This is a genomic window from Erwinia psychrophila (assembly GCF_039023475.1).
Taxonomy (GTDB): Bacteria; Pseudomonadota; Gammaproteobacteria; order Enterobacterales; family Enterobacteriaceae; genus Erwinia.
The window spans coordinates 499,807-517,622 of record NZ_JBCHVB010000002.1; the positions used below are offsets into that span (position 1 = coordinate 499,807).

A 17,816-nucleotide genomic window follows, 5' to 3' on the forward strand; every position below is an offset into this window, starting at 1 on the left:
AAGCGTCGATTATAAACAGCCAACGCTAAAACCCCAGTCTGAATGACGTTTCGGGATGAATAAAAGTGTTATAAAACGGCGATGTACCTCGTGCTTTTTTCATAAAACTGTCATAAAACTGACGCATAATGTCGCCGCAAACCCCAGTGACATTCCGTCACAGCAGCAGGAGCAATAATGGCTAAGCGCATTCTGGTCGTTGAAGATGAAGCCCCGATCCGTGAGATGTTGTGTTTCGTTCTTGAGCAAAATGACTATCAACCCGTAGAAGCGGAAGATTATGACAGCGCCATCGGCCAGCTGATCGAACCCTGGCCCGATCTGATCCTGCTTGACTGGATGCTGCCCGGCGGTTCAGGCATTCAGTTTATCAAACACCTGAAGCGGGAAGCGATGACCCGGGATATCCCGGTGATGATGCTGACCGCGCGGGGCGAAGAAGAAGATCGGGTTCGCGGGCTGGAAGTGGGTGCCGACGACTATATTACCAAGCCTTTTTCGCCCAAAGAGCTGGTGGCGCGCATCAAAGCAGTGATGCGCCGGATTTCACCCATGGCGGTGGAAGAGGTTATTGAGATGCAGGGACTGAGCCTGGATCCCTCATCGCACCGCGTCATGTCGGAAACCCAGCCGCTGGAAATGGGGCCAACGGAGTATAAGCTGCTGCACTTCTTTATGACCCATCCCGAACGGGTTTACAGCCGTGAGCAGTTGCTTAATCACGTCTGGGGCACTAACGTGTACGTCGAAGATCGTACCGTTGACGTTCATATTCGCCGCTTGCGTAAAGCGCTGGAGATCACCGGGCACGATCGTATGGTGCAGACGGTTCGCGGAACAGGCTATCGTTTCTCTGCACGCTTCTGATCGTTCGCACTGGAGTGTTAACCGTGTTAGAACGCCTCTCCTGGAAGAGATTACTGCTTGAGCTGGTCCTCGCCAGCCTGCCCGCACTGATTATTGGGCTACTGGTGGGCTATCTGCCCTGGCTGCTGTTGCTGTCGATGCTGGGCGTACTGGGGTGGCATTTCAATAACCTGCTACGTTTGTCCCACTGGCTGTGGATCGATCGTAGTATGACGCCCCCCGCCGGACGCGGCAGCTGGGAACCGCTATTTTATGGTCTCTATCAGATGCAGGCGCGTAACCGCCGCCGCCGCCGGGAACTTGGCCATCTGATCAAACGCTTTCGCAGCGGTGCGGAGTCCCTTCCTGATGCGGTGGTCCTGACCACCGAAGAGGGCACCATCTTCTGGTGTAACGGTCTGGCTCAGCAGATGCTGGGCCTGCGCTGGCCGGAGGACAACGGCCAGAACATCCTCAATCTCCTGCGCTATCCCGAATTCACCCGTTACCTGCGCCAGCGGGATTTCATACGGCCACTGACGCTGGTCCTGAACAATCACCGCCATCTTGAATTTCGCGTTATGCCTTACAGCGAAGGGCAGTGGCTGATGGTTGCGCGTGACGTTACTCAAATGCATCAGCTGGAGGGCGCGCGACGCAACTTTTTCGCTAACGTCAGCCATGAGTTACGGACGCCGCTGACGGTGTTGCAGGGCTATCTGGAGATGATGAATGATGCCGTGCTGGAAGGCCCGGTGCGTGATAAAGCACTGCATACTATGCAGGAGCAGACACGACGCATGGAGGGGCTGGTCGGGCAGCTTCTGACGCTGTCGCGTATTGAGGCGGCGCCGGCCTTAGATCTTCAGGAAAAGGTCAACGTGCCAGCAATGCTGCATCTTCTCCAGCGCGAGGCGGAAACGCTCAGCCAGGGGCGTCATGACATTCATTTCACTATTGACGCCCATCTGCAGGTTTTTGGCAACGATGAACAGCTTCGCAGCGCCATATCGAACCTTGTTTATAATGCGGTAAACCATACCCCAGCCGGAACGCGCATTGAGATTCGCTGGCAGAAAACGCCAAACGGCGCGCTGTTCAGCGTTTCTGACAATGGCCCTGGTATTGCGAGCGAGCATATTCCCCGCCTGACGGAGCGTTTTTATCGCGTTGATAAGGCCCGCTCCCGGCAAACCGGCGGCAGCGGGCTGGGCCTCGCTATCGTTAAGCACGCGCTCAGCCACCATAGCGCCAGGCTTGAGATCGCAAGCGAGCCTGGTAAAGAGACCTGTTTCAGCTTCCTGCTGCCGCCACGGTTGATTGTCAGCAACGATCTGGCCCAGAATGCGCTTCCGGAATCGAAAGCGGTAATCTGAAATGAAAAGGCTGTTTCTGGTCGCGGTGCTGCTGTGCAGCACGCTCGCGCAGGCAAAAGAAGGCATGTTAGCCGGTAATCTTACCAGCGTGGGTTCGGACACCCTGGGGAATCTGATGGCGCTATGGGGCGAACGTTTTAACCGCCAGTTTCCGGGCGTGAACGTGCAAATCCAGGCGGCCGGTTCCTCCACGGCGCCGACGGCGCTGGCGGGTGGAGCGGCGCAGCTGGGGGCGATGAGCCGTCCGATGCAGGCGGAGGAGCGCCAGCGGTTCGAAGCCCGTTACGGTTATCCGCCCCTCGCGGTGCCGGTGGCGATGGATGCGCTGGTGGTGGTGGTCAATCAGGATAACCCGCTGCCTGGCCTGAACGTGAAGCAGCTCGACGCCATTTTTTCTGTCACCCGCCGCTGCGGGGCGCTTTCTGCCGTGGCGAACTGGGGCGATCTAAATCTTACCCAGCCAGGCTGGCCGGCCCGGCCGCTGCAGCGTTTTGGCCGCAACTCCGCCTCCGGAACCTGGGGTTTTTTCAAGCAGCAGGCGCTCTGTAACGGCGATTTTCGTAACGATGTGGGGGAATATCCCGGTTCAGCGGCCGTGGTGCAGGCGGTGGCGGCGACGCTGAACGGCATCGGCTACGCCAGTATGGGGTTTCACCTTAGCGGCGTAAAAACACTGCCGGTTGCGCGGCAGGAGCAGGATTTTATTATGCCCACGGCTGAAAACATCCGCAGCGGGCGTTATCCCTGGGCACGCCCCCTCTACATCTATATCAACAAAGCGCCGGGAAAACCGCTGGAACCGCTGACGGCGGCCTTCCTGCAGCTGGCGCTTTCTCCCCAGGGGCAGACGCTGGTCAATCAGGCCGGCTATCTTCCCCTCTCGGAAGCACAGCGCGCGGCAGCGCTCGCGATGCTTGATCGCTCCTGATCCTGCTGACAGCTGCGGTGCCGGAGCAATGCAGCTGGCTTGCCTTTCCCCAACATGAATTTTATTCAACTCTGTTGAATTTTCCTCGGTTGCACCTGAATCTTTCTCATGACATGCTCCCTTTAAGCCATATGGACATCCAGAAGTCTACTTATAACGAAACGTAATTATTTCAACGGTAAATTATGCGCCCCGTCGCGCAGGCCAGGAGTGACCCAACATGCAAAGAGATACCGCCCAGTACCGCGCCGAGGTTGTCGGCAGCTTTCTTCGTCCAGCCGCCATTAAAGAGGCGCGCGAACGTTTTCAGGCAGGCGAAATTGAGCCTGAAGCGCTTCGCCGTATTGAAGATGAAGCGATTCGCGATGTGGTTGCACATCAGCGGGCAAGCGGACTGCGTATTGTTACCGACGGTGAATTCCGGCGCGCATGGTGGCATTTCGACTTTTTCGACGGGCTGCAAGGCGTGGAGCGGTACGAAGCGGAACAGGGCATCCAGTTTAACGGCGTGCAGACCAAAGCGCACAGCGTTCGCGTAACGGGTAAGCTGGGCTTCGGCAATCATCCGATGCTGGAAGATTTCCGCTATCTGCAAAGTATCAGCGGCGACGCGGTGGCGAAAATGACCATTCCCAGCCCCAGCGTGCTGCACTTCCGCGGCGGTCGCAAGGCCATTGATGCCAGCGTCTATCCCGACCTGAACGCCTATTTTGACGATCTTGCCGTCACCTGGCGCGATGCGATTAAAGCCTTCTATGATGCGGGCTGCCGCTATTTGCAGCTGGATGATACCGTCTGGGCCTATCTCTGCTCCGAAGATCAGAAAGCGCAGATCCGCGAACGTGGCGACGATCCGGAAGAGCTGGCCTGGATCTATGCGCAGGTACTGAACAAGGCGCTTGAGGGGAAGCCGGACGACCTGACGATCGGTTTGCATGTCTGCCGTGGTAACTTCCGCTCCACCTGGATCTCTGAAGGTGGCTATGAGCCAGTGGCCGAAATCCTGTTCGGCAGCGTCAACGTTGACGCCTTCTTTCTGGAATATGATAACGAGCGCGCCGGGGGCTTTGAGCCGCTGCGTTTTATCAAGCCGGGCAAACAGCAGGTGGTGCTGGGTCTGATCACCACCAAAAATGGTGAACTGGAAAGCCGCGAAACGGTGAAAAAGCGCATTGAAGAAGCGTCCCGCTATGTCAGCCTGGATCAAATCTGCCTCAGCCCGCAGTGTGGCTTTGCCTCAACGGAAGAGGGAAACAGCCTCAGCGAAGAAGAGCAGTGGGCGAAACTGCGTCTGGTGGTGGATATTGCCAACGAAATCTGGTGATCCTGCGCCAGAATGTGAAAAAGGCGCGAGAAATCGCGCCTTTTGTGCATCTTTCCCCGCATATGTGCAGGAAGTAACCCCGCCCTGAGCAAAAAGAATGCAAATCATGTAAGGCATCCTGGCGATAAACTGAAGCGAAAAGCTGTATGCCGCGGTTTTTACGCTATATCGCTCTGCTTTTCCGATCCCGTATTGCCTTTCACCGCTATAAACGGTTTACTTAGCGCCGTTTTTACGTTACCTCCCTGTAAAAAGATTAAAATCCGCCCAATTACGCTGTATTTACCGCCGCACGGCAGAATTTTTACCTGCACCGGCTTGATATGACGGCGTTTTCAGAGCAGACAGGGTGGTTAACTCAACATCGCGACTTCATTCACACCAGTACAGGCAATACCGCTGACTATGACTAATCGTTTAACTACCAGAGATATCCTCGCATTGGGCTTCATGACGTTTGCCCTGTTTGTGGGAGCCGGCAATATCATTTTCCCGCCTATGGTGGGCATTCAGTCCGGTGAACACGTCTGGATTGCCGCGCTTGGCTTTCTGATCACCGCCGTGGGGCTTCCCGTTATTACCGTTATCGCGCTGGCGCGCGTCGGCGGCGGTATCGATGCGCTGAGTTCGCCTATCGGCAAAGCGGCCGGCATCGTACTGGCGACCGTTTGCTATCTGGCCGTGGGCCCGCTCTTTGCCACACCGCGTACCGCCACCGTCTCTTTTGAAGTCGGCATCGCGCCGCTGACCGGCGATGGTGCGCTGCCGCTGTTTATCTATAGCGTGCTTTACTTTGCGCTGGTTATCCTGATTTCCCTCTATCCTGGCAAACTGCTGGATACGGTCGGGCATTTCCTGGCACCGCTGAAAATCATCGCGCTGGCCGTGCTGGGCGTGGCCGCTCTGCTGTGGCCTGCGGATGGCATGGCACCCGCCACCGATGCCTATCAGCACGCCGCCTTTTCCAGCGGTTTCGTCAACGGTTACCTGACGATGGATACGCTGGGTGCGCTGGTCTTTGGCATCGTGATCGTTAACGCTGCACGTTCGCGCGGGGTTAGCGATGCGAAACTGTTAACGCGCTACACCATTCTGGCGGGACTGATCGCCGGTGTCGGCCTGACGCTGGTTTATCTGAGCCTGTTCCGTCTGGGCTCCGACAGCGCGAGCCTGGTGGATCAGAATGCGAATGGAGCGGCCATTCTGCATGCGTATGTTCAGCACACCTTTGGCAATACGGGCAGCCTGTTCCTGGCCGCGCTGATTTTTGTGGCCTGCATGGTTACGGCCGTTGGCCTGACCTGCGCCTGTGCGGAATTTTTTGAGCAATACCTGCCGCTGAGCTATCGTCAGCTGGTCTTTATTCTGGGCCTGTTCTCCATGCTGGTCTCAAATCTGGGCCTGAGCCACCTTATTCAGATCTCCGTGCCGGTGCTGACCGCCATCTATCCGCCGTGTATCGTACTGATTTTACTTAGCTTCACCTTAAAATGGTGGAAGAAAAGCGCACGCGTTATTGCCCCAACGATGCTGATCAGCCTGCTGTTTGGTATCATCGACGCGGCAAAAGGCAGTGCGCTGGCCTCGCTGCTGCCCGGTTTCGTTCAGCGCCTGCCGCTGGCGGAGCAGGGACTCTCCTGGCTGCCGCCTTCGCTGGCGATGCTGGTCCTGGTCGCGTTTTACGATCGTGCGCTGGGCCGTCAGCAGGTAAGTGCGCACCAGCAGTAAGCTATACCTATTACCCCTGTGGTTCCGGCAGCAGGGGAACCACAGGAAAGAAGAAATGACCACGAACAAGCTCAAAAAGGGACTGAGTACCCGCCACATTCGCTTTATGGCCCTGGGGTCGGCTATTGGAACCGGCCTTTTTTACGGTTCTGCTGATGCTATGAAAATGGCCGGCCCAAGCGTGATCCTCGCCTATATTATTGGCGGGGCCATCGCTTACATCATCATGCGCGCCCTGGGTGAGATGTCCGTTAATAACCCGCAGGCCAGCTCCTTCTCCCGTTACGCTCAGGATTACCTTGGGCCGCTGGCTGGCTTCATTACCGGCTGGACCTACTGCTTCGAAATCCTGATCGTCGCTATTGCCGACGTCACCGCCTTTGGCATCTATATGAGCGTCTGGTTTCCGGACGTGCCGCACTGGATCTGGGTGCTGAGCGTGGTGCTGATTATCGGCGCGATCAATATGGCAACCGTCAAGGTGTTCGGTGAGGTGGAATTCTGGCTGTCGCTGTTCAAAGTCGCCACCATCATTATTATGATCGTGGCGGGAATCGGCATCATTTTCTGGGGCATTGGTAATGGCGGCGAGCCAACCGGCATCCACAACCTGTGGACCAACGGCGGCTTCTTTGCCCACGGCGTTATCGGTATGGTGTTGTCGCTACAGATCGTAATGTTCGCCTATGGCGGCATCGAAATCATCGGCATCACGGCAGGAGAGGCGAAAGACCCGGAAACCTCTATTCCTAAAGCGATCAACACCGTTCCGTTGCGCATTCTGGTGTTCTACGTCGGCACGCTGTTCGTCATTATGTCGATCTACCCCTGGAACCAGGTCGGCACCAACGGCAGTCCTTTCGTGTTGACTTTCCAGCATCTGGGCATTGCGGCCGCGGCGACCATTCTGAATTTCGTGGTGATCACCGCTTCGCTCTCGGCGATTAACAGCGACGTCTTCGGCGTGGGGCGTATGCTGCACGGCATGGCGGAACAGGGACATGCGCCGAAGATGTTTACCACAGTCTCCCGCCGTGGCATTCCCTGGGTGACGGTGCTGGTGATGATGCTGGCGATGCTGGTGGCGGTTTATCTGAACTACCTGATGCCGGAAAAAGTCTTCCTTGTGATCGCTTCGCTGGCTACTTTTGCCACCGTCTGGGTGTGGATTATGATCCTGTTTGCCCAGATAGGCTTCCGCCGCTCGCTGACGAAAGAAGAGGCGAAGGCGCTGAAATTCGCCATGCCGGGTGGCCGCTTTACCGCACTGGTGGGGATCCTTTTCCTGGCCTTTATCATTGGCCTGATTGGCTACTTCCCGGATACCCGCATCTCACTCTATGTCGGTATTGGCTGGCTGGCCCTGCTGCTGGTGAGCTGGCTGTTTGTCCGCAAAAGAGTCAGCGTGCGCGGATAAGCGCCTGAATCAAAAGCCCCGCCGCCGTCAGGACATTTTCTGGCAGCGACGGGGCTTTTTTTTATACCGCTCTCTTCTGACGGGGCCGCTGACCTACGGAAGAGGCGCCAGTACAGCGTCGCCCGGCCCGGTTCAGATGAGGCCCGGAAGCAGACAAGCGCCCATTCTTAAAGCCCATGCCGGTGGCTTTCGCTATATTTTGCAATAAATTTTCCCTTGTCGGGCGCAGGCAAATGCCGATAATCGTTATCTACTTAATTATATAACGGTAAGAGAAATGCAAAACCGGGCACTTATTGGGCTGATTATCGCGGCCGGAACCTGCTTTAACCTGAACGCTTACGCCAGCGACATTCGCGTCACCTATGCCGGATCGATGGGGAAAGTGATGGATCGGGCGCTGGGGCCAGCGTTTGCGGATCGGCAGAAAGGAAATTACCAGGGACAGGGGCAGGGCGCCTACGGCATGGCACGCCTGCTGGCCAGCCGGAAAATTACGGCGGATGTGTTTGTCTCCATCACGCCCGGCCCGATGCAAATTCTCAAGGACGCCGGGCTCATTGACAGCGCGATGCCGGTGGCGAGTACCAGCATGGTGGTAGCTTACAGCCCAAAAGGAAAGTACGCTCAGCGGTTTGCCCAGGCGAAAGGGAGCGATGCCAGCTGGTTAAAAGTTCTGGCGACGCCGGGCGTCAGGTTTGGCCGTACCGATCCTGTTAACGATCCCAAAGGCCAGAATATTATCTTTACGCTGTTGCTGGCTGAAAAATATGCCGGAGAGCCGGGGATAGCGGACAAAATCCTGGGCGGCTACCAGAATCCGGCGCAAACGCATCTCGAAGGCGGTCTGCTGACGCGTCTGGAAAGTGGGCAGGTTGATGCGGCAGCGGGTTATGAAAGCGAGGTTATTTCGGCACATCTGCCCTACGTGGCGCTGCCGGATGAAATCAACCTGAGTAATCCGGCCATGAAGGAAAAATGGTACGACACCGTCAGCTTCAGCGTGAAAGACAGTGCCGGCAAGGACAAAGTTCTACGTGCCCAGCCTCTGGTTTACTATGCAGCCGTGCTGAAAAACGCCCCTCATGGTGCGGAGGCGGGTAATGCCTTTATCCATTTTATGCAGAGTGATGCCGGGCAGAAAATATTCAGGCAGTATGGGTATGCCGGGCCAAAAGGCGGCGTAATCTGTTCGCAATGAAAAGACGCTATGCCACTTCACTCTGGCTTTCACTGCCGGCCCTGATGCTGCTGGCCGTGCCTTTTATTACGCTTATTGGCGTGACGCACTGGCAGCATCTGCGTCTCGCATGGGGCGATGGCAGCGCTATCAGGACTTCACTTGGGCTGGGAGCGGTAGCGGTGTTGCTGATTTTTGTCAGCGGGCTGCCGGTCGCCTGGTGGCTGTCGCAGGCAAAGGGGCGGGCAAGAGCGATTGTTGAAGTGCTGGTGCTGATCCCGCTGCTGACGCCACCGCTGGCGATGGGAATTCTGCTGGTGAGCGCTTACGGGCCCTATAGCCTACCGGGAGAGATGCTGAGCCGGTTTGGCTGGACGCTGGTCAATAATCCTGCCGCTTTTATTCTGGCGCAGTGGTACGGCGCGCTCCCTTACTTTATTACTACAGCGCGCTCAGCTTTTGCGGGCGTGCCTGAGGAAGTGTTAGACGCGGGACAGACGCTGGGCGCCTCGTCGTGGCAGCGCTTCTGGCGGCTCTCGGTACCGCTTTCCGCGGCGGGCCTCGCTTCTGCCACCGCACTTGCATGGGTACGCGCTATGGGCGAATTTGGCATCGTGATGATATTCGCTTATTTCCCTCAGGGGATGCCGGTACAGCTCTATAACAATCTGCAAAACGACGGTATTGATGCCGTTTATGTGCTGCTGTGGCTGCTGTTGCTCTTTACCCTGCCGGTCCCACTGCTCTGTTTTGCTGCTGCACGCCGTATACGTTAGGGATAAGAACTTCTGCCTGTGCCTGACCAACCGTTCATGCGTCTGGTTTTCCCCGCCAGACATAGACTTCCCGTCATTCCGCGTCGATCCCCTCCGGCAGTCTGTTTTTCCTTCAGCTCTTTTTGCCGGCTTGTTAAGTCCGCCGAGCCGTAGCTAATGCTGCTAAACGGCAGCCAGCCACCGCGTTTCAGGCATAAAAAAAGGCCCGCCTGAGCGAGCCTTCTTCGGGAAGCGAACGATTACAGCTTGGTCGCGTTCTCGGACAGGTATTTAGCAACGCCGTCTGGAGACGCGCCCATACCTTCTTTTCCTTTTTCCCACTGAGCCGGGCACACTTCGCCATGCTCTTCGTGGAACTGCAGCGCGTCAACCATACGCAGCATTTCGTCAACGTTACGGCCCAGCGGCAGATCGTTAACAACCTGGTGGCGAACCACACCGGCTTTGTCGATCAGGAAAGAGCCGCGCAGCGCAACGCCTGCGTCCGGATGCTCGATACCGTAAGCTTTCTGAACTTCACGCTTGATGTCAGCAACCATGGCGTATTTCACTTCGCCAATACCGCCTTTATCGATTGGCGTTTTACGCCATGCGTTGTGCACGAACTCGGAGTCAAAAGAAACGCCGACCACTTCCACGCCGCGCTTCTGGAACTCTTCGTAACGCTTGTCGAAGGCGATCAGTTCTGAAGGACAAACGAACGTGAAGTCCATTGGCCAAAAGAACACAACGGTGGCTTTGCCAGCGGTGTGTTTTTTAAAGTTGAAGTTATCAACGATTTCACCGTTGCCCAGCACGGCTGCGGCAGTAAAATCGGGGGCTTGACGAGTTACCAGGACCATATTCACTCCTGTAGAGATAAGTGGATTAAAAAGTCGAATCGCCAGCAGTATACGGGGGGCGTCCGTCCGGGAACCAGCGCGTAGCGCCGATTATTCAGATAGGTTATACCTATCAAATAGATTAACTTTCAAGGTAGCCCACTACCTTAACCTTTTTCCGCAAAAGGGCAATCCCTTTTGCCTATTCAGAGCGATTTTCGTTCAGCCAGTTTCACCATTCGCGGGTAAAACTGCCAGAAGAAATCCTCAAGAACTTGATAATTATCAATAAAGTCATGGTAGGAGTCCGCCAGCGCGATGAGGCGCGGACGGCGGCTGGCCATGCCGCTCAGCACGCCCTGAAGATAAAAAGCGTCGGCGTATTTCTCCATCCACCGGTCAGTCCATAAATAGTTATTAAGGTTTTGAAAGCGCACCGGCGTGCTGGACAATTCGGGGGCGATCACAGATTCGGCATGAGCCAGAAAAGCTGGCAGGGAAATTTCCGGCTGAAGTTTATCCCAGTGCAGAGAAAGAAAATGATCCCAGATAACATCCAGCGTGATCGGAGAAACACGCCGGGTTTCATCACGGAAAAAGGCCTTCGCCGCCCGGACTTCCGGCAGAGAATCCGTCATCACGTCAATGCGGCGATGCAGTAAAATGCCCTCAGCAACGGCAACAGGCCAGACGTCGCGAGGATTACCGCGAACAAAATCGGCCATCAAATTGCCGAGCAGCGAGCTCTCAGAGAGCGAGGCGAGGTGGAGGTGGGCAAGAAAGTTCATGCGATCAGTATACCTCCTTCGTCTCTGACGTTATACCTGTGTTAGCGGCGGTCACTCACCCGAATCACTTACTGAAGTAAGCTCATCGGGATTCCCTCCCTTGCTGCCTTGGTATAACGCCAGATACTGTGGAGGAACCTCTTCGTCTCTGACGTTATACCTGTGTTAGCGGCGGTCACTCACCCGAATCACTTACTGAAGTAAGCTCATCGACGCTGATGTTGACCACTGTCAGTGGCGGTCGCTCACGGGAATGCCACCCTGGCTGCGCTGATTGTTTAGAATTGGCTGGTTTTCAGCTAGACTATGCGCCCTGATTTCCCTGACAGTGAATGACCATGCGCGTTGCCGATTTTTCCTTTGAACTGCCCGAATCTTTGATCGCCCACTATCCGCAGGCTCAGCGCAGCGGATGCCGTCTTCTCTCTCTGAACGGACCGGACGGCGAGCTGACGCACGGGGTCTTTACCGATTTGCTGGACTTGCTCAATCCCGGCGACCTGCTGGTGTTCAATAACACGCGGGTGATCCCGGCGCGGATATTTGGCCGTAAAGCCAGCGGTGGAAAAATTGAAGTGCTGGTTGAGCGGATGCTGGATGAACAGCGTGTGCTGGCCCATGTGCGCGCCTCTAAAGCACCTAAACCCGGTGCAGAATTACTGCTGGGCGACGATGACAGCGTCAAAGCGACCATGGTGGCGCGGCACGATGCGCTGTTCGAACTGCGCTTTGATGATGCCCGACCGGTACTGGATATTCTGAATGATATCGGCCATATGCCGTTGCCACCCTATATCGATCGCCCGGATGAAGAATCCGACCGCGAGCTTTACCAGACCGTCTACAGTCAGCGCCCGGGTGCGGTAGCTGCGCCCACCGCCGGGCTGCATTTTGATGAGCCGCTACTGGCAGCGCTGCGTGAGAAAGGGATTGAGACCGCTTTCGTCACCTTACATGTAGGGGCCGGGACGTTCCAGCCGGTTCGCGTTGACAGTATTGAAGATCATATCATGCACGCCGAATATGCCGAGGTGCCGCAGGACGTGGTGGATGCCGTGCTGGCCTGTAAGGCGCGGGGCAATCGCGTTGTCGCCGTGGGTACAACCTCGGTTCGTTCTCTGGAGAGCGCGGCACAGGCGGCCGGTGAAGCGCTTATCGCGCCGTTTTTTGACGATACCAAAATTTTTATCTATCCCGGCTACCGCTATCAGGTGATTGATGCACTGGTGACGAACTTCCATCTGCCGGAATCGACGCTGATTATGCTGGTTTCGGCGTTTGCCGGTTATCGCAACACCATGCATGCCTATCAGCAGGCGGTGGCGGAACAGTACCGCTTCTTCAGCTACGGGGATGCGATGTTCATTACACGCAATCCGCAGGCCATTGATGAGCAGGTGGGCAAGTAGTCCTGCGCAACACGGGCAGAGCAGCCTCTCTATATAGATAGCGGAGCTAACCGCAAGCGCTGTCGCTATGAGTAATTCTCCGGGCGCATCTTACTTACAGTGTGATGCGCTTTGGCAGATTAATGATCTTACCACGCATAATAGAGGCTTACTTTGCGGGCTGGCTTGTGCGGCAGCTTGTATGGTTGATAGAATGCGCTCCTTTTAATCACACATCAGACTGTTTCTCTGGTGGAGGCAACGTGAAGTTCGAATTAGATACTACCGACGGGCGCGCGCGCCGTGGCCGTCTGGTCTTCGATCGCGGCGTGGTGGAAACCCCCGCTTTTATGCCGGTGGGCACCTACGGCACGGTAAAAGGCATGACCCCTGAAGAAGTTCAGGATACCGGCGCTCAGATCATCCTCGGCAATACCTTCCATCTCTGGCTGCGTCCCGGCCAGGAGATCATGAAGCTGCACGGCGATCTGCACGATTTTATGCAGTGGAAAGGGCCTATCCTGACCGATTCCGGCGGCTTCCAGGTGTTCAGCCTTGGCGACATCCGTAAAATTACCGAGGCGGGCGTCCATTTCAGAAACCCTATCAACGGCGATGCGATCTTCCTGGATCCTGAAAAGTCGATGGAGATCCAGTTCGATCTCGGTTCCGATATCGTCATGATCTTTGATGAGTGCACGCCTTATCCGGCCGACTGGGATTACGCTAAGCGTTCAATGGAGATGTCACTACGCTGGGCGCAGCGAAGCCGCGATCGTTTTGATTCCCTTGAGAATAAAAACGCGCTTTTCGGTATTATCCAGGGCGGTGTTTACGAAGATTTACGAGATGTCTCCGTAAAAGGGCTGGTGGAGATTGGCTTTGATGGTTACGCTGTGGGCGGCCTGGCGGTGGGTGAGCCAAAAGAGGATATGCACCGCATCCTGGAGCATGTTTGTCCCCAGATCCCTGAGGATAAACCCCGTTATTTGATGGGCGTCGGCAAACCTGAGGATTTGGTTGAAGGCGTACGTCGCGGCATCGATATGTTTGACTGCGTAATGCCTACCCGCAACGCCCGCAACGGCCACCTTTTTGTGACCGATGGCGTAGTGAAAATCCGCAACGCGAAATATAAAGATGACGTGTCGTCACTTGATGCCGAGTGTGATTGCTACACCTGTCGCCATTACAGCCGCGCCTATTTGCATCACCTCGATCGCTGCAATGAAATTCTGGGCGCGCGACTGAACACGATTCATAACCTGCGCTACTACCAGCGCCTGATGGCGGGTTTACGTCAGGCGATTGAAGAGGGTAAATTAGCGCAGTTTGTTACCGATTTCTATGACCGGACGGGCAAGGCGGTTCCGCCGTTAAACGTCTGATAATTAAACAAAGAGGGGAATTTAATGAGTTTGTTCATTTCTGACGCAGTCGCTGCCGCTGGAGCACCGTCACAGGGAAGTCCTTATTCACTGGTTATCATGCTGGTGGTTTTCGGTCTGATTTTCTATTTCATGATCCTGCGTCCACAGCAGAAGCGGGCAAAAGAACATAAAAAACTGATGGATTCCATCTCCAAGGGTGACGAAGTGCTGACCACCGGTGGACTGGTGGGTCGCGTAACGAAAGTGGCTGAAACCGGCTATGTGGCTATCGCGCTGAACGATACAACGGAAGTTGTGGTCAAACGTGATTTCGTGGCTGCCGTTCTGCCGAAAGGTACGATGAAGGCGCTTTAATTTTTTGTTTTCCCTAAGGGAACTGCCGTGTTAAACCGTTATCCTCTGTGGAAGTACATCATGCTGATCGTCGTGTTACTCGTCGGTCTGCTGTATGCGCTTCCCAACCTTTATGGTGAGGATCCGGCTGTTCAGGTCACTGGTGCGCGCGGTAGCGCCGCCAGTGAGCAAACGCTGGGTCAGATCCAGGCTGCTTTAAAACAAGACAACATTCAGAGCAAATCAATTGCGCTGGAAAATGGCGCCATCCTGGCGCGTTTTGCTAACGGAGACGTGCAGCTGCGCGCCCGTGACGCTATCAGTCGCGAGCTTGGCGATGACTATGTGGTCGCGCTTAACCTTGCGCCCGCCACGCCAACCTGGTTATCAAAGCTTGCCGCTGAGCCGATGAAGCTCGGTCTTGACCTTCGCGGCGGCGTGCATTTCCTGATGGAAGTCGATATGGATACCGCCTTGGGCAAGCTCCAGGAGCAGAATATCGATAACCTCAGAAGCGATCTGCGTGATAAAAACATTCCTTATACCAACGTACGCAAAACCGATAACTACGGTCTTGAAATTCGCTTCCGCGATGCTGACGCACGCAATGAAGCTTCCAGCTATCTGACGGGCCGCCATCGCGATCTGGTCATTAGCAACTCCGGCAGCAACGTACTGCGCGCGGTCATGAGCGATGAACGTCTGCGCGAAGCCCGCGAATATGCCGTTCAGCAAAATATTAATATTCTGCGTAACCGCGTTAACCAGCTCGGCGTTGCCGAACCGCTGGTGCAGCGGCAGGGCGCTGACCGCATTGTGGTCGAACTGCCTGGCATTCAGGATACCGCCACGGCGAAAGAGATCCTGGGCGCTACGGCGACGCTGGAATTCCGTCTGGTTAATACTTCTGTCGATCCTACCGCCGCCGCAAATGGCCGCGTCCCGGGCGACTCAGAGGTGAAAAATACCCGCGACGGTCAGCCGATTACCCTTTATAAACGCGTTATCCTCACCGGTGACCATATTACCGACTCCACGTCCAGCCAGGATGAATATAACCAGGCTCAGGTAAATATCTCCCTGGACAGCGCGGGCGGCAATATTATGTCCAACTTCACCAAGGACAATATTGGTAAGCCGATGGCCACGCTCTTTGTGGAATACAAAGACAGCGGCAAAAAGGATGCTAACGGTCGCGCCATCCTGGCGAAGCAGGAAGAAGTGATCAACGTGGCGAATATTCAGTCACGTCTGGGTAACAGCTTCCGCATTACCGGTATCAACAACCCGAATGAAGCGCGTCAGCTTTCGCTGCTGCTTCGTGCCGGTGCGCTGATTGCGCCGATTCAGATCGTGGAAGAGCGCACGATCGGCCCAACCATGGGTCAGCAGAACATCAACCAGGGGCTGGAAGCCTGTCTTTGGGGCCTGATCGCTTCTATCGTCTTTATGGTGGTTTACTACCGTAAATTCGGCGTGATCGCGACAACCGCGCTGGTGGCTAACCTGGTTATGATCGTCGGGATAATGTCTCTTCTGCCGGGCGCCACGCTGACCATGCCAGGTATTGCCGGTATCGTTCTGACGCTGGCGGTGGCGGTCGATGCCAACGTGCTGATTAACGAGCGTATCAAGGAAGAGCTGAAGAACGGACGTTCCGTTCAGCAGGCGATCCATGAAGGGTATAAAGGCGCGTTCTCCAGTATTATCGATGCCAACGTTACGACGCTCATTACCGCGATTATTCTCTACGCCGTGGGCACAGGATCGATTAAAGGCTTTGCCATCACGACGGCTATCGGCGTGTTGACATCCATGTTTACCGCCATTGTCGGTACCCGCGCCATCGTAAACCTGTTGTACGGCGGCAAACGCATCAACAAGCTGTCTATCTGAGGAGTGCGTTGTGGCACAGGACTATAGCGTTGAACAATTAAACTACGGGCGTAAAGTGCATGACTTTATGCGCTGGGACAAACTGGCCTTTACCTTTTCCGGCCTGCTGCTGGTCGCCGCGCTGGCGATCATGGGCGTGAAAGGATTTAACTGGGGTCTGGATTTTACCGGCGGTACGGTCATTGAAATTACGCTCGAAAAGCCGGCGGAGCTGGATACGCTGCGGAGTTCGCTGGAGCAATCCGGCATCAAAGAGCCGCAGGTGCAGAACTTCGGCAGCAGCCGTGACGTGCTGGTTCGTATGTCGCCTGAAGAGGGGAATGCGGGTCAGGAGCTGGGTAACAAGGTGGTGACCATCATCAACCAGGCGACCGGGCAGAACGCCACCGTCAAGCGCATCGAGTTCGTTGGCCCGAGCGTGGGCAGCGATCTGGCGCAGGCTGGCGGTATGGCTCTGCTGATGGCGCTGATTGCTATCCTGATCTACGTCGGTTTCCGCTTCGAATGGCGCCTGGCGCTGGGCGCAGTACTGGCGCTGGCGCATGACGTGGTGATCACCATGGGCATTCTCTCTCTGTTCCATATTGAGATTGATTTGACCATCGTCGCCTCGCTGATGTCAGTTATCGGCTACTCGCTAAATGACAGCATCGTGGTATCGGATCGTATCCGTGAGAACTTCCGCAAAATCCGCCGCGGCACACCTTACGATATCGTTAACGTCTCGCTGACGCAGACGCTGAGCCGTACCATCATGACCTCCGCAACCACGCTGGTTGTGGTGCTGATGCTCTATATCTTCGGTGGGGCACTGCTGGAAGGCTTCTCGCTGACCATGCTGATTGGTGTGTCCATCGGTACGATTTCATCTATCTATGTGGCCTCGGCGCTGGCGCTGAAGCTGGGGATGAAGCGGGAGCATATGCTGCAGCAGAAAGTGGAGAAAGAGGGCGCCGATCAGCCTTCGATTCTGCCGTAACGGCCAGTTCTTCCTGCGTTATGACATCTGTCTGAAGCGCCGCTTATGCGGCGCTTTTTTTATGGCTGTATCGTTGCTGGAGCTGGGGCGTTTACCACAATGTCATGCACCCTCACGTAGCCTAACTGCTGAGGAGTGAAGTTGCTGAGCCGCAGAGGAATAGCGATTTCGCTACGCGGTAACAGCGATTCCCTCACGCTGACCTTCTGCGTCTGGCTGCTTGCCTGTAGCGGCCTGCCGGTCGTCTTATCCATTTCGCCCCATTCGATCTGGGCGCTGAAACCGGGAAGCGGTTTGTCGCCTGCCGTACGGACGTGCAACGTCGCTCTGGTACCGTTAGCTTCGCTTTCCACATGACTCAGTGAAAGCCTGACCTCACCCGCCTGGCTCTTTAACAGTACCGCGGCGTTGGTTGCAGGGAGCAGCCAGGCTCCCTGCGATGCGTTAAGATTCAGGCTGTTCTGCTGCTCAAGTGCGGTAGCCTGCCGGGTCAGCTGGCGCATCTCACTATTCAGCTTACCCACCTGATTATTCAGCCTGTTCAGCTCGGGCTGATTCTGCGGTGAGGCGCAGCCTGCAAGCAGAGCCGCCAGAGAAAAGAAAAGCGTTTTAGTCATCAGGGGGTTAGCCATAATACAGCTCCTT

At 55.7% G+C, this 17,816-nt stretch carries 16 protein-coding genes; 13 read left to right on the forward strand and 3 right to left on the reverse strand.

The window, feature by feature from the left end; genetic code table 11:
• The first annotated feature begins 177 nt into the window (after positions 1 to 177).
• The 8 genes from phoB to AAH446_RS08365 all read left to right on the forward strand — a co-directional run bounded on the left by phoB (position 178) and on the right by AAH446_RS08365 (position 9,575).
• Positions 178 to 867 (forward strand): phosphate response regulator transcription factor PhoB, encoded by a 690-nt coding sequence (phoB, locus tag AAH446_RS08330; protein ID WP_342906242.1) that lies wholly within the window; start codon positions 178 to 180, stop codon positions 865 to 867.
• Positions 868 to 890: 23 nt separating this feature from the next.
• Positions 891 to 2,222 carry a phosphate regulon sensor histidine kinase PhoR gene (gene phoR / locus AAH446_RS08335; RefSeq protein WP_342906243.1) on the forward strand — a complete coding sequence of 444 codons (1,332 nt, stop codon included), beginning with the start codon at positions 891 to 893 and terminating at the stop codon, positions 2,220 to 2,222.
• A 1-nt stretch (position 2,223) separates the two neighbouring features.
• Positions 2,224 to 3,150: a PstS family phosphate ABC transporter substrate-binding protein gene (locus AAH446_RS08340; protein ID WP_342906244.1), complete on the forward strand. Its 927-nt coding sequence runs from the start codon at positions 2,224 to 2,226 to the stop codon at positions 3,148 to 3,150.
• Positions 3,151 to 3,370: 220 nt separating this feature from the next.
• On the forward strand, positions 3,371 to 4,474 hold the full coding sequence (locus tag AAH446_RS08345; RefSeq protein WP_342906245.1) for a cobalamin-independent methionine synthase II family protein: 1,104 nt from the start codon (positions 3,371 to 3,373) through the stop codon (positions 4,472 to 4,474).
• 405 nt (positions 4,475 to 4,879) lie between these two features.
• Positions 4,880 to 6,202: a branched-chain amino acid transporter carrier protein BrnQ gene (brnQ, locus tag AAH446_RS08350; protein ID WP_342906246.1), complete on the forward strand. Its 1,323-nt coding sequence runs from the start codon at positions 4,880 to 4,882 to the stop codon at positions 6,200 to 6,202.
• 55 nt (positions 6,203 to 6,257) lie between these two features.
• Positions 6,258 to 7,619 (forward strand): proline-specific permease ProY, encoded by a 1,362-nt coding sequence (proY, locus tag AAH446_RS08355; protein WP_342906247.1) that lies wholly within the window; start codon positions 6,258 to 6,260, stop codon positions 7,617 to 7,619.
• Between the two features lie 277 nt (positions 7,620 to 7,896).
• Complete coding sequence (locus AAH446_RS08360) at positions 7,897 to 8,820, forward strand: extracellular solute-binding protein (RefSeq protein WP_342906248.1); 924 nt, start codon at positions 7,897 to 7,899, stop codon at positions 8,818 to 8,820.
• The gene (locus AAH446_RS08365) at positions 8,817 to 9,575 is read left to right on the forward strand and encodes a molybdate ABC transporter permease subunit (protein ID WP_342906249.1); all 759 of its coding nucleotides are present in this window, start codon (positions 8,817 to 8,819) and stop codon (positions 9,573 to 9,575) included. The genes AAH446_RS08360 and AAH446_RS08365 overlap by 4 nt, the downstream gene beginning before the upstream one ends.
• A gap of 239 nt (positions 9,576 to 9,814) precedes the next feature.
• On the opposite strand, the gene AAH446_RS08370 is transcribed toward AAH446_RS08365, so the two are convergent.
• Both AAH446_RS08370 and AAH446_RS08375 read right to left on the reverse strand, forming a co-directional pair.
• Complete coding sequence (locus tag AAH446_RS08370) at positions 9,815 to 10,417, reverse strand: peroxiredoxin C (protein WP_342906250.1); 603 nt, start codon at positions 10,415 to 10,417, stop codon at positions 9,815 to 9,817.
• Positions 10,418 to 10,602: 185 nt separating this feature from the next.
• A complete protein-coding gene (locus AAH446_RS08375; RefSeq protein ID WP_342906251.1) occupies positions 10,603 to 11,184 on the reverse strand; it encodes an ACP phosphodiesterase in 582 nt (193 codons plus the stop codon).
• Between the two features lie 338 nt (positions 11,185 to 11,522).
• Between AAH446_RS08375 and queA the strand changes: the two genes are divergently transcribed.
• From queA to secF, 5 genes are all read left to right on the forward strand, one after another.
• Positions 11,523 to 12,593, forward strand: a complete 1,071-nt coding sequence (gene queA / locus AAH446_RS08380) for a tRNA preQ1(34) S-adenosylmethionine ribosyltransferase-isomerase QueA (protein WP_342906379.1) — start codon at positions 11,523 to 11,525, stop codon at positions 12,591 to 12,593.
• A 242-nt stretch (positions 12,594 to 12,835) separates the two neighbouring features.
• The gene (tgt, locus tag AAH446_RS08385) at positions 12,836 to 13,960 is read left to right on the forward strand and encodes a tRNA guanosine(34) transglycosylase Tgt (RefSeq protein WP_342906252.1); all 1,125 of its coding nucleotides are present in this window, start codon (positions 12,836 to 12,838) and stop codon (positions 13,958 to 13,960) included.
• A gap of 24 nt (positions 13,961 to 13,984) precedes the next feature.
• A complete protein-coding gene (gene yajC / locus AAH446_RS08390) occupies positions 13,985 to 14,317 on the forward strand; it encodes a preprotein translocase subunit YajC (protein ID WP_024967238.1) in 333 nt (110 codons plus the stop codon).
• A gap of 27 nt (positions 14,318 to 14,344) precedes the next feature.
• Positions 14,345 to 16,192, forward strand: a complete 1,848-nt coding sequence (secD, locus tag AAH446_RS08395) for a protein translocase subunit SecD (RefSeq protein ID WP_342906253.1) — start codon at positions 14,345 to 14,347, stop codon at positions 16,190 to 16,192.
• Positions 16,193 to 16,202: 10 nt separating this feature from the next.
• Complete coding sequence (gene secF / locus AAH446_RS08400) at positions 16,203 to 17,171, forward strand: protein translocase subunit SecF (RefSeq protein WP_342906254.1); 969 nt, start codon at positions 16,203 to 16,205, stop codon at positions 17,169 to 17,171.
• A gap of 59 nt (positions 17,172 to 17,230) precedes the next feature.
• On the opposite strand, the gene AAH446_RS08405 is transcribed toward secF, so the two are convergent.
• Positions 17,231 to 17,803, reverse strand: a complete 573-nt coding sequence (locus AAH446_RS08405; protein ID WP_342906255.1) for a SadB/YajI family lipoprotein — start codon at positions 17,801 to 17,803, stop codon at positions 17,231 to 17,233.
• Positions 17,804 to 17,816 lie beyond the last annotated feature (13 nt).

Bases quoted from the DNA above. Each gene is read 5' to 3' on its own strand.
- phoB (WP_342906242.1), top strand. From the start codon at position 178: ATGGCTAAGCGCATTCTGGTCGTTGAAGATGAAGCCCCGATCCGTGAG.
- AAH446_RS08340 (WP_342906244.1), top strand. From the start codon at position 2,224: ATGAAAAGGCTGTTTCTGGTCGCGGTGCTGCTGTGCAGCACGCTCGCG.
- AAH446_RS08345 (WP_342906245.1), top strand. From the start codon at position 3,371: ATGCAAAGAGATACCGCCCAGTACCGCGCCGAGGTTGTCGGCAGCTTT.
- brnQ (WP_342906246.1), top strand. From the start codon at position 4,880: ATGACTAATCGTTTAACTACCAGAGATATCCTCGCATTGGGCTTCATG.
- proY (WP_342906247.1), top strand. From the start codon at position 6,258: ATGACCACGAACAAGCTCAAAAAGGGACTGAGTACCCGCCACATTCGC.
- AAH446_RS08360 (WP_342906248.1), top strand. From the start codon at position 7,897: ATGCAAAACCGGGCACTTATTGGGCTGATTATCGCGGCCGGAACCTGC.
- AAH446_RS08365 (WP_342906249.1), top strand. From the start codon at position 8,817: ATGAAAAGACGCTATGCCACTTCACTCTGGCTTTCACTGCCGGCCCTG.
- AAH446_RS08370 (WP_342906250.1), bottom strand. From the start codon at position 10,417: ATGGTCCTGGTAACTCGTCAAGCCCCCGATTTTACTGCCGCAGCCGTG.
- AAH446_RS08375 (WP_342906251.1), bottom strand. From the start codon at position 11,184: ATGAACTTTCTTGCCCACCTCCACCTCGCCTCGCTCTCTGAGAGCTCG.
- queA (WP_342906379.1), top strand. From the start codon at position 11,523: ATGCGCGTTGCCGATTTTTCCTTTGAACTGCCCGAATCTTTGATCGCC.
- yajC (WP_024967238.1), top strand. From the start codon at position 13,985: ATGAGTTTGTTCATTTCTGACGCAGTCGCTGCCGCTGGAGCACCGTCA.
- AAH446_RS08405 (WP_342906255.1), bottom strand. From the start codon at position 17,803: ATGGCTAACCCCCTGATGACTAAAACGCTTTTCTTTTCTCTGGCGGCT.